This is a genomic window from Actinomadura sp. NPDC049753 (assembly GCF_040674655.1).
GTDB lineage: Bacteria > Actinomycetota > Actinomycetes > Streptosporangiales > Streptosporangiaceae > Spirillospora > Spirillospora verrucosospora.
Map to the genome: position 1 here is coordinate 1 of NZ_JBFARL010000242.1, position 11,102 is coordinate 11,102.

The following is an 11,102-nucleotide window of genomic DNA, read 5'->3' on the forward strand; positions in this document are numbered from 1 at the left end:
AGGACGGGTGAGGCCGGGGAGGTGCGGTAGCTGATGCCGGTGGCCCAGGCGTCGGTGGGGGAGAGGGCGACCATGTCGGTGAAGCCCGTCCCGGGCGGCTGTGACGCGCTCCTCGACGAGCTGCGCAGCGCCAAAGTCACGGCGGCTGACGGCGGATGGGGAGTCGGGCATGGGAGCTCCTCCTTCGAACCCCGGACGGGCTTCGTGATCAAAGGTGACACGACGGGCCGCCGATCTCCAGGGACGGCGGTCCGCCGGACCCCCCGCACGGCGCCGAACAGGCCGAAGTCGGGAACATCCTGCAATGCCGGGAATATACGATCCGGTGGCCGAACTCGGCCGGATTAACGGCGGGTAACCCTGGTTTTACTCTGGACAACGTGGACCGCGCCGCGATGAGATGGCCCACCGTAGATTTGCCCACCCCCAGGCGGACCCGATGACGGATGTTGTGCTGGACGGCGTCGACAAGGTGTATCCCGGCGGGCAGGTGGCGGTCCGCGACGTCCGCCTGCGCATCAACGACGGGGAGCTCTTCGTCCTGCTCGGACCGTCCGGCTGCGGCAAGTCGACCATCCTGCGCATGATCGCCGGGCTGGAGGAGATCACCGGCGGGGACCTGTGGCTGAACGGCACCGTCGCCAACGACCTGCCGCCGCGCGAACGGAACGTGGCGATGGTGTTCCAGGAGGGCGCGCTCTACCCGCACCGCACGGTCAAGGGCAACATGATGTTCCCGCTGGAGGTGTCCGGGGACGACCGCGCCGAGGCGTCCGCGAAGGTCGTCGAGCTGGCGCGGGCGCTCGGCATCAACACGATGATCGACCGGCTGCCGCGCACGCTGTCGGGCGGCCAGCGGCAGCGGGCCGCGATCGGGCGGGCGCTGATCCGCGAACCGTCGCTGTTCCTGATGGACGAGCCGCTGTCGAGCCTGGACGCGGGGCTGCGCGCGGAGCTGCGCGTGGAGATCGCCGCGCTGGTGCGCTCCAGCCGCACCACCACCGTCTACGTCACGCACGACCAGGTCGAGGCCATGACGATGGCCGACCGGATGGCCGTGCTGCGCGACGGCGTCCTGGAGGACGTCGGCACCCCCGAGCAGATCTACGAGGACCCGGCGACCGTGTTCGTGGCCGCGTTCCTCAGCTCCCCTCCGATCAACCTGCTGCAGGCCACCCTGTGGGCGGTCGAGGGCCAGGGGCTGATGCTCGACCTCGGACCGCAGCGGCTCACCCTGCCCTGGAACGACCCGCGGGCGTCCGCGCTGATCAGCCACCAGGGCCGGCCCGTGATCGTCGGGATCCGCCCCGACACGATGATGCCGATCGCCCCGGGCTCGCCCGCCCCGGCCGGGACCGTCCTGTCCGGGCAGGTCCGCGCGCTGGAGTTCCACGGCCACGAGTGGCTGGCCTATGCCGAGGCCGGCATCCCCACGGTGGACGCGAACGAGGTCGGGCGGCCCGAGCGGCCGCCGGTCCCCGCGGCGGAGCGGCCCGGGCTGCGCGATCGGGTCCTGGCGCTGTTCGGCAGGCAGGCCGAGGCGCAGGAGCCGGCCGAGGAGCACTCGGGCCACCACCGGCGGTCCGACCTCGTCTTCCGCATCGCGCCCGGCGGGCGGCCCGACCGGGGCGACCGCGTCGCGCTGGCGGTCGACCTGGACCGGATCCTGTTCTTCGGCGCGGACGGCCGGCGCATCACGCCCGTCCACCGCTAGTCACGAGCGGCCGCGCAGGACGCCGGCGAGCCGGCGCATCCCCTCGTCGATCTCGGGCGGCGCCACGGCGCCGTACCCGAAGACCAGGCCCGCGCCGGGCGGCCCGGTCACGGCGAACTCCGACAGCGCGAACAGCCCGACGCCCGCGGTGAGCGCCTTCGCGGCGACCGCGGCGTCGTCCGCGCCGTCCCGGAACACCGCGCTCAGATGCAGCCCGGCCTCGGACGGGACGATGTCGAGCCGGTCCCCCGGCAGCCCGGCCACCCGCTCGGCGACGCGCTCGTGCCGCGCCCGGTACTCGCGGCGGGACCTGCGGATGTGGCGGGCGAGCAGGCCCTCGTCGATGAACCGGGCGAGGGCCGCCTGCGCGGGCAGTTCGGCGTGCCAGGACGAGACGTAGCGCGCCATGCGGAACGCGTGGTGCAGCGACGGCGGCGCCACCAGGAACCCCAGGCGCAGCACCGGCCGCATGATCTTGGAGAAGGTGCCGGTGTACAGGACGCGGCCGTCCTCGTCGAGGCTCTGCAGCGGCTCGACGGGCCGCCCGCCGTACCGGTACTCGGTGTCGTAGTCGTCCTCGACGATCACCACGTCCCGCCGCCGCGCCCAGTCGAGCAGCGCCCTGCGGCGCGGCAGCGACATCGGCATGCCCAGCGGGAACTGGTGCGAGGGCGTGACGTAGACGGCCCTCGCTTCGCCGGGCAGCGCGTCCACGCGGAGCCCCTCGGCGTCGACCGGCACGCCGCGCACCCGCATCCCGGCCGCGGCGAGGAGCATCCGCACGGGCGGGTACCCGGGGTCCTCCACGGCCACCACGTCGCCCGGTTCCAGTAGCACCCGGACGATCAGGTCGAGGGCCTGCTGGACGCCGGACGTCACGACGACGTCGGCCCCGCTCGCCCGCACCGACCGCGAGACGCCCACGTGCCGGGCGACGGCCTCGCGCAGGGCGGGCAGCCCGGCCGGGTCGGCCGCCGAGGCGGGATCGGCCAGCGCCGACGGCCGCAGCAGCCCCGACATGATCCGCCGCCATGCCTCGTACGGGAACAGCCGCACGTCGGGCAGGCCGGCGCGGAAGTCCCACCGGATCCCGGGCATCGGCGCCGGCCAGGCGGACACCCCGTCCCACACGCCGCGCGGGCGCAGCGGCGAGGCGGCGGGCGCGCCGCGCGCGGCGGACCCGGTCTCCCGGACGAACGTCCCCGCGCCGACCCGGCTCGTCAGGAACCCCTCGGCCGCGAGCCGGTCGTAGGCGACGCCGACCGTGTTGCGGGAGATCGCCAGGCGCCGCGCCAGCTCGCGCGTCGGCGGCAGCGCCTCCCCCGCGCGCAGCCGGCCGTCCAGGATCGCGGCGCGCAACTGGCCGTAGATCTGCCCGGCGAGGTCGCGGCGCCCCACCAGGCTCACGTGGAGGTCCACGGCGCCGAGCCTAAATCGGCTCAGTCAATATGCGCAATTTTGGACCTGTACCTGGGCCTCTGAGAGTCCCTAGCGTGGCGGCATGGACCTCCTGAAAGAACTTCTCGCCACCGATTTCCGGCCACTCGACCGGGAAGCGGCCGATCTCTACCTGTCCATCGTCGCGCAGGTGAAGCCGGACGCGCTGCGGCTGCCGACGCCGTGCCCCGACTGGACGCTGCACGGCCTGCTGCGCCACCAGGTGAGCCAGGACGAGGGCTTCGCGGCCGCCGCCCGGGGCGAGGGCGCGCGGCTGTCCGCGTGGCGCGGCGGCGACCTCGGCGACGACCCCTTCGCCGCGGCGCGGGCCTCCGCCGACCTCGTGACGCGGGCCTTCGCGGAGGCGGCCCCGGACGCCGAACTCGCCCTCCCCGAGATCCGCGACGGCGGCGCCTTCCCCGCGGCGCTGGCGATCAGCTTCCACTTCGTCGACCTCGTCGTGCACGCCTGGGACGTCGCCGCCTCGATCGGCGCGGCCTGGGAGCCTCCCGGCGGCCTCGTGGAGGCGTCCCTCAAGGTGGCCGCCATCGTCCCCGAGGAGGGCCGAGGCCCCGGCGACTCGTTCGCCCCGGCCGTCCCCTCCCCGGCCGGCGCGGAGCCGCGGGACCGCCTGCTCACCCTCCTCGGCCGGGACCCCTCATGGCGCTCCTGAGGACCGCGTGGCGCGGCGGGCCGGTCCGGGCGACGGGCCCGGTCCTCGTCAGCGTCACCGATTTCACCTGCGCGCGTCCGCTCGACCTGCCGCGGGCCTTCCACGCGGGCATGGCGCTGCGCCGGTCGTGGCCCGACCTGGAGGGGGCCGTCGGCCTGTGGCTGTGGACCGACCTCCGCCGGCGCAGGTGCGGCTCGGTCTCGGTCTGGACCGGCGACGCCGCGCTGCGCGGCTTCGTCGCCTGGCCGCCGCACGTCGCCGTCATGCGCAGGTTCCGGCGGCGCGGGACGATCCGCGCCGACACCTGGTGGGCGGACGCCTTCGAACCGGCCGAGACGTGGGCGCGCGCGGAGCGCGTCCTCGCTCAGGCCGGGGCGGGCGCGGCCTCGCAGGTCAGCGACGCCTCCCGGTAGAAGCCGATCTTCACCTTGATCTGCCGCTGCTGCGCGCGCAGGGTGGCGATCTGCTCCTCGACCCTGCGGTCGTGCTCCTGCAGCAGGTCGAGCCGCTCCTGGACGGTCTCGCCGCCGCCGCGGGCCAGCTCGGAGTAGCGCAGCATCTCGGCGATCGGCATCCCGGTGCCGCGCAGGCAGCGCAGCATCCCGAGCCACTGCAGGTCGTCGTCGGAGAACACGCGCCGTCCCGACGCGTTCCGCGCGATCCCGGACAGCAGCCCGATCTTCTCGTAGTAACGCAGCGTGTCGATGCTGAAACCGCTCTTCTCGGCGGTCTCGGCTGGAGAGTAGGAGCTCACGCACTCCAGGATCGCACCTGGAGCGCACTCCAGGTCAACGTCCGGCCGGTGCGCGCGCTTGACCTGGAGCGCGCTCCAGGTCGCAGAGTGGGAAGGAGAGGCGTACACGACGAAGCACGAGAAGGACTCGCCATGCGAATTGGACTCCAGGTTCCGAGCTTCACCTTTCCCGGAGGGCCGGAGGGGATCGGCCCCGCGTTCGGCCGCGTCGCCCGCGAGGCCGACCAGGGCGGGCTGCACTCGCTGTGGGTGATGGACCACTTCTTCCAGATCTCCATGGTGGGCCCGCCGGAGGAACCCATGCTGGAGGGCTACTCCGCGCTCGCGTACGCGGCGGCGCTGACGGAGCGGATCACGCTCGGGACGATGGTCACCGGCGTCACCTACCGGCACCCCGGCGTGCTGGTCAAGACCGTGACCACGCTGGACGTCCTGTCGGGCGGGCGCGCGTGGCTCGGCGTCGGCGCGGCCTGGAACGACGAGGAGTCGCGCGGCCTCGGCATCCCGTTCCCGCCGACCGCGGAGCGGTTCGAGCGGCTGGAGGAGACGCTGCGGATCGCCCGCCGGATGTGGGACGGCGACGAGTCGCCGTTCGAGGGCGAGCACTACACCCTGGAGCGCCCGCTCAACTCGCCGCCCGCGCTGCGGCGCCCCCACCCGCCGATCCTCGTCGGCGGGGGCGGGGAGAAGAAGACGCTGCGGTTCGTGGCGAAGTACGCGGACGCCTGCAACCTCTTCGACGGCGACGAGCTGCCCCGCAAGCTGGAGGTCCTGAAGGAGCACTGCGAGCGCGAGGGCCGCGACTACGCCGAGATCGAGAAGACCTCGCTGACCTTCTTCACCGGGACGCCCTCGGTCGGCGCCGCCGTCGACACCGTCGGGCGGCTCGCCGAGCGGGGCGTCGACCAGGTGATCTTCTCGCAGGGCACCGGCCAGGACCTGGCGGGGATCCTCGCCGAGGCCCTGGCCCAGACAGAGAAGATCATCCCGGCGGGGCGGTGAGGCCCGGTCCCGCGCGCCGCGGCTCGCGGGGCACCCGGCTCAGTCCCGCGGCGGCCGCGGGTGCAGCGGGACGCCGAGGAGTCGGCCCACGCCCGCTCCGTGCCGGCTGTGCTTGCGTGAGGAGACCCCCGCGGCCCCCGTCTCATGCCGCGGCGGGGGTGAACACCCACTTCTTGTACGACCAGTAGCGGAACGCCGACCCGAGGCCGACGCCCGCGAGGAGGCCCAGGTTGTAGGCGACCCCGCCGTGCAGGCCCAGGGTGTAGTAGGTGAAGCCGGTGCACAGCACCTGGATCAGCAGCCCGACGCCGTTCAGCGCGAAGAAGATCGCGACCTCCCGGCCGGAGCCGTCGCTGTCGCGGTGCCGGAACGTCCAGAACCGGTTGAGCAGGTAGGAGGACAGCGTGGACACCACGGTCGGCACGACGACGCTCGTGACCGGGCTGCCGCCGAGCCACGCGCGCATCAGGTTGGCGCCGAAGACCATGATCAGCGTGCCGAGGCACCCCACGAAACCGAAACTGAGCAGTTCGCTGAGGAATCTCCGCAGCGCCGGGGCGGACGCGACCGTTTCGGCCGGTCTCGACCGCTGCATGGTGCTCACTCGCCCAGACCTTACCTGAGTAGGACATATACGAAGGTCGCAACCCCGCAAAAGATCAACGGGCGCCGCCGTCACCGCTCGGCCGTCACCGCCGCCGGGGCCAGCAGGACGATCAGCCCGACGAGCGCGACCGGGACGGCCAGCGCCCACGTCAGGCCCACGCCCTGCGCGATGAAACCGATGACGGGCGGGCCGCCGAGCAGGCCGAGGTAGCCGACGCCGGTCACCCGGGAGATCCCGGCCGCGGGCGGCACGCCGGGCACGTTGCCCGCCGCGCTGAACGTGACGGGCGCCACGACCGCGACGCCGAGGCCGAACAGCGTGAAACCGGCCACCGCCGCCGTGGGGTCGCCCGCCGCGAGCCCGAGGCCGAGTCCGAGGGCGGCGACCAGCGAGCCGCCCCGCAGCACCGGGACGGGCCCGAAGCGCGCGACGACCTGGTCGCCGGTGAGCCGGCCCACGGTCATCGCCACCGCGCACCCGGCGTAGCCGAGCCCCGCCACGCCGGGTCCGGTGCCGAGGTTCTCCCTCAGGTAGATCGCGCTCCAGTCGGCCATGGCACCCTCGCCCACGAACGAGCACAGGCCGATGACGCCGAGCATGACCAGCGGCCAGCGCGGGGAGCGGGCCGAGGCCGGGGCGTCCTCGTCCGGCTCGGGATACTCGTCGGCGGAGCGGTCCAGAAGGCCGCGGCAGCCGAAGGCCACCAAGGCGATCAGCGCCGCCGCCGCGACCGCCAGATGCAGCGGGACGGGGACGCCCGCGTGCGCGGCCGCCGAGCCGGCCAGCGCCGCCAGCAGCGTCCCGATGCTGTAGGAGCCGTGCAGGCCGGACAACAGCGGACGGCCGTAGCCGCGCTCCACGGCGACGCCCTGCGCGTTCATCGCCACGTCCATGAGGCCGAGCGAGGCGCCCATCAGCAGCAGCGAGAGGATCAGCGCGCCGAGGTTCCAGGCCAGGCCGAGCGGGACCAGTGCCAGCGCGCCCGCGGCCCCCGCCGCGACCGTCGTCGCGCGGCTGCCCCACCGGCCGACGATCCGCCCCGCGAACCGGACCGCCGCGACGACGCCCACGGGCGCGCCGAGCAGCGCCACGCCCATCGCGCCCTCGCTCAGCCCGAGATGCTCCTTGATCTGCGGGATGCGGGCGACCCAGGCGGCACCGAGCAGGCCGTGCGCGGCGAACGCCAGCGTCACCGCGCCGCGCGCCCGGGACAGCGTCGTGATCTTCTCGGTAACCACCCGGCAGACTGTACGTCGCCGACGCGACCGGGCCGTCCCGGCCGCCTCACGCCAGGTCCGCGAGCGGCACCTCCGGGTCGGCGAGACGGGCGGCGTCCACGGGCCGCCCGGAGCGGATCAGTGCCTGGACGTCCCCGGTGACGTCCCACACGTTGACGTTCATTCCGGCGACGACCCGCCCGCCCGACAGCCAGAACGCGACGAACTCCCGTCCCGGGACGTCCCCGCGGTACACGACCTCGTCGTACTCCCCCGGCGCCGCGACGCCGGACATCTCCATGCCGAGGTCGTACTGGTCGCTGAAGAAGTAGGGGAGCTGGTCGTGGACGACGTCCTGGCCGAGCATCGCGCGGGCCGCGACGGGGCCTCCGTTCAGCGCGTTGGCCCAGTGCTCCACGCGGATCCGGCGGCCGAGCAGCGGGTGGTAGGCGTTGGCGACGTCCCCGGCCGCGTAGATGTCGGGGTCGGACGTGCGCAGCGACTGGTCGACGAGGATCCCGTCGGACACCTCCAGCCCGGCCGCCTCGGCGAGCCCGCTGTTGGGCCGCACCCCGATGCCGACGATCACGACGTCCGCGGGCACCTCCGCGCCGCCTGAGGTCACGACCGCCGAGACCTGCCCGGCGCCCCAGAACCCGGCCACGCCCTCGTCCATCCGCAGGACCACGCCGTGCTCGCGGTGCAGGTCGGCGAACATGCCGCCGAGCTCGGGGCCCATCGCGGCGTGCAGCGGCACCGGCTCCGGCTCGATGACCGTCACCTCGTTGCCGTGCGCGCGGGCGGCGGCCGCCGCCTCCAGCCCGATCCAGCCCGCCCCGGCCACCACGACCCTGCGGCCGCCGGGCGCCAGCGCCTGCTTCAGCGCGGCCGAGTCGGCCATCGTCCGCAGGTAGTGGATGCCCTGGAGCTTGGAGCCCGGCACGTCCAGCCGGCGCGGGGACGCGCCCGTCGCCAGCAGCAGCTTGTCGTAGGCGACCGGCTCCTTGGTGGACAGCCGGACCTGGTGCGCGCCCCGGTCTATGGCCGCGACGGACGTGCCGAGCCGCAGTTCCACGTCGTGCTTGTCGTACCAGTCCGCCTCGTGGACGTGGGCCTTGTCCCGGGGCTCCTTGTCCAGCAGGAACCCCTTGGACAGCGGAGGCCGCTCGTACGGCCGCTCGATCTCCTCCCCGACCAGCAGCACCCTGCCCGCGAAGCCCTCCTCACGGAGCGTCTCGGCCGCCTTGGCCCCGGCCAGGCTGGCTCCGGCGATGACGAACGTCTCCTCGGGCATGGTGACCTCCTGTAGTGGACCTGTAGCTATCCCTACAGCGGTGCCTGCCACGAGACAAGGGTCCGTCGGCTGGCGCGTCGAGGCGTGTCCCCCGCCCGGCGCCGGGCCGCCCCGGGTCAGTACCCGCGTCCGCCCAGCATGCGGTGGCGGGCCATCGCCGACAGGTCGGTCAGGGAGGCGATCTGGTCGATCACGGCGCGCAGCCGGGCGGCGTCGTCGGAGGCGTCCGTGAACGCGTCGCGGAAGCCCGGGTCGAGGGTCTCCGGCGCGCCCGCGAGCATCATCTCCGCGAGTTCGGTGATCAGCGTCCGCTGGCGGGCCCTGACCTCCTCATGGCTGATCCACACGTAGTGCGCGGTGATGCCCTTGAGCAGGGCGTTCTCCAGCCGCTGCCGGCGCGGCACGATCAGTTCCGCCGCATAGCGGGTGAGCGGGCGGTCGCCGTAGGCCTCCCGCGTGGCGGTCTCGGCGGCCAGGCAGAACCGCCCGATCAGGGTGCTGGTCAGGTTCTTGAGGGCGGCGTGGCTGCGCGGGGTGCCGTCGTAGCGGTCGGGCCAGCAGGGCTCGGCGAGCAGCGCGGCGAAGCGCTCCTCCAGCTCGGCCTGGCCGGCGTCGGGGCAGTACAGCTTGGCCGCCGTGGCGGCGACGAGGCGGCGCTCGGAGGGGTCGGCGAGGCGGTTGAAGTCGACGTGCCCGGCGACCAGCGCGTCCTCCAGGTCGTGGACGGAGTAGGCGACGTCGTCGCTCCAGTCCATGACCTGGGCCTCGAAGCAGGCGCGGCCCGGCTCGGCGCCGTCGCGCACCCAGCGCGCCACGTCCGCGTCGTCGTCGTAGACGCCGAACTTGCCGTTCACGGCCTCGGCCTGCGACCACGGGTACTTCATCGCGGCGTCCAGCGCGGCGCGGGTCAGGTTGAGGCCGACGCTGCGGCCGTGCAGGGGCGGGCCGTCCGCGGCGAAGGACTTCGGCTCCAGCCTGGTCAGGACGCGCAGGCTCTGCGCGTTGCCCTCGAACCCGCCGCAGTCGCGGGCGACGATGTCGAGCGCGTACTCGCCGTTGTGTCCGAACGGCGGATGCCCGATGTCGTGCGACAGGCAGGCCGTCTCCACCAGGTCGGGATCGCAGCCGAACGACTTGCCCAGCTCGCGGCCGACCTGCGCGCACTCCAGCGAGTGGGTGAGGCGGGTGCGCAGGCTCTGCACGGTGTCGGCCACGGCGTCGGCGCCGGGCGAGGCGACCTGCGTCTTGGCGGCCAGCCGGCGGAGGGCGGCGCTGTGCAGCACCCGGGCCCGGTCGCGTTCGAACGCCGTGCGGTCGCGCCGCTTGGGAGGTTCGGGCGCCCAGCGTTCCTTGTCACGGCCGTCGTAGCCCGTGGTCACGTTGATCGTCATGTCCCTACCCAGGGTAGAGGGCCGCGGGGGTCGTCAGCGGCCCGGCGACGGCGAGGACGGGGGCGGAGACGACGACGAGGGGGGCCCGGACGCCGAGGGCGTCGCGGACGGGTCGATGTGGATCCGCTTGATGGTCTCGTCCGGAACCTGGACGCTCTTGCCCAGCAGCACGTACGACAGGTACCCGCCGGTCTCGCGGACGATGTAGTGGAACTGGGTGTCGCGGGTCTGCACGCTGGGGCCGCTGCGGGTCGGCGACGCGGCGGCCTTGATGCCGCTGTCCTCGGCCATCTTCTTGGACCGCAGCCCGTGCCACGGGTCGGTGACGATCACGCCCGAGGACCAGTGGTGCCGGTCGAACTCCCTGCCGACGGCCTTCATGCTCTCCAGCGTGTCGCGCCCGACGGGCACCTCGAAGACCCGGGAGGCGGGCACGCCGCCCTTGGTGATCAGCCAGTTCCGGCCGGCCCCCGCCTCGGTGTAGTTGTCGCCGGGGGCCTTGCCGCCCACCGTCACGATGGCCGGCGCGACCCCGTCGCGGTACAGGTCCAGGGCGTGCTGGAGCCGCCACTTCAGCGTCGGGGAGGGCACCCCGTTGTACTGCGCGGCGCCCAGCACGATGATCGCGTCTGAGCGGGGCCGCTCGTCCTGGCGGGCCTGGTGCCAGATCCGCGCGCCGACCGCGAGCGGCGTCAGCACCGCGATCGCGAGCAGCCCCGTGACGATCCCGGCCGGGATCGTGAACCAGGGCGACCGTCGCCACCGGCCGCGCCCACGGCGCCGCCGCGGCCCGTCCGCCCGCTCGTCGGGCCCGTCCGTCTCGTCGTCTTCCGGCGTGAACTCCGGCAACTCCGCTTCCAACGTCATCGCATCGGACACGTTAGTGAGATGTTCCGGCATGCGCGCCAGGTTCGCCAGGACGGCGTGTCATCCGTCCCACATCGGTCCCGCCCGGCGGCCGGGGCGGGGGGGCCCCCCGGGCCGGGGGGGGGGGCGGGGGGGGTGCGGGCCCC

General features: G+C 73.9%; 11 protein-coding genes. 4 read left to right on the forward strand and 7 right to left on the reverse strand.

What is annotated here, in order from left to right; translation table 11 throughout:
- The first annotated feature begins 439 nt into the window (after positions 1-439).
- Positions 440-1,714 (forward strand): ATP-binding cassette domain-containing protein, encoded by a 1,275-nt coding sequence (locus tag AB0K37_RS36525; protein WP_363989196.1) that lies wholly within the window; start codon positions 440-442, stop codon positions 1,712-1,714.
- Here AB0K37_RS36525 and AB0K37_RS36530 read toward each other — a convergent pair whose 3' ends face one another.
- Positions 1,715-3,133: a PLP-dependent aminotransferase family protein gene (locus tag AB0K37_RS36530; RefSeq protein ID WP_363989199.1), complete on the reverse strand. Its 1,419-nt coding sequence runs from the start codon at positions 3,131-3,133 to the stop codon at positions 1,715-1,717.
- A gap of 82 nt (positions 3,134-3,215) precedes the next feature.
- On the opposite strand from AB0K37_RS36530, the gene AB0K37_RS36535 reads away from it, so the two are divergent.
- Both AB0K37_RS36535 and AB0K37_RS36540 read left to right on the forward strand, forming a co-directional pair.
- On the forward strand, positions 3,216-3,824 hold the full coding sequence (locus AB0K37_RS36535) for a TIGR03086 family metal-binding protein (protein WP_363989202.1): 609 nt from the start codon (positions 3,216-3,218) through the stop codon (positions 3,822-3,824).
- Positions 3,812-4,237: a hypothetical protein gene (locus AB0K37_RS36540; RefSeq protein ID WP_345174491.1), complete on the forward strand. Its 426-nt coding sequence runs from the start codon at positions 3,812-3,814 to the stop codon at positions 4,235-4,237. Before AB0K37_RS36535 ends, AB0K37_RS36540 begins: the two co-directional genes overlap by 13 nt.
- Here the strand turns inward: AB0K37_RS36540 and AB0K37_RS36545 are convergent.
- Positions 4,189-4,578, reverse strand: a complete 390-nt coding sequence (locus AB0K37_RS36545; RefSeq protein WP_363989205.1) for a MerR family transcriptional regulator — start codon at positions 4,576-4,578, stop codon at positions 4,189-4,191. The two genes, AB0K37_RS36540 and AB0K37_RS36545, sit on opposite strands and share 49 nt — an antisense overlap.
- A 132-nt stretch (positions 4,579-4,710) precedes the next feature.
- On the opposite strand from AB0K37_RS36545, the gene AB0K37_RS36550 reads away from it, so the two are divergent.
- On the forward strand, positions 4,711-5,580 hold the full coding sequence (locus AB0K37_RS36550) for an LLM class F420-dependent oxidoreductase (protein WP_363989207.1): 870 nt from the start codon (positions 4,711-4,713) through the stop codon (positions 5,578-5,580).
- 142 nt (positions 5,581-5,722) lie between these two features.
- Here AB0K37_RS36550 and AB0K37_RS36555 read toward each other — a convergent pair whose 3' ends face one another.
- The 5 genes from AB0K37_RS36555 to AB0K37_RS36575 form a co-directional block, all read right to left on the reverse strand.
- Positions 5,723-6,175: a GtrA family protein gene (locus AB0K37_RS36555; RefSeq protein WP_363989219.1), complete on the reverse strand. Its 453-nt coding sequence runs from the start codon at positions 6,173-6,175 to the stop codon at positions 5,723-5,725.
- Positions 6,176-6,255: 80 nt separating this feature from the next.
- On the reverse strand, positions 6,256-7,425 hold the full coding sequence (locus tag AB0K37_RS36560; RefSeq protein WP_363989209.1) for an MFS transporter: 1,170 nt from the start codon (positions 7,423-7,425) through the stop codon (positions 6,256-6,258).
- A 46-nt stretch (positions 7,426-7,471) separates the two neighbouring features.
- Positions 7,472-8,698 carry an FAD-dependent oxidoreductase gene (locus AB0K37_RS36565; RefSeq protein WP_363989211.1) on the reverse strand — a complete coding sequence of 409 codons (1,227 nt, stop codon included), beginning with the start codon at positions 8,696-8,698 and terminating at the stop codon, positions 7,472-7,474.
- Between the two features lie 116 nt (positions 8,699-8,814).
- Complete coding sequence (locus AB0K37_RS36570) at positions 8,815-10,089, reverse strand: deoxyguanosinetriphosphate triphosphohydrolase (RefSeq protein WP_363989213.1); 1,275 nt, start codon at positions 10,087-10,089, stop codon at positions 8,815-8,817.
- Between the two features lie 33 nt (positions 10,090-10,122).
- Positions 10,123-10,956, reverse strand: a complete 834-nt coding sequence (locus tag AB0K37_RS36575; protein WP_363989216.1) for a YdcF family protein — start codon at positions 10,954-10,956, stop codon at positions 10,123-10,125.
- Positions 10,957-11,102: the final 146 nt, after the last annotated feature.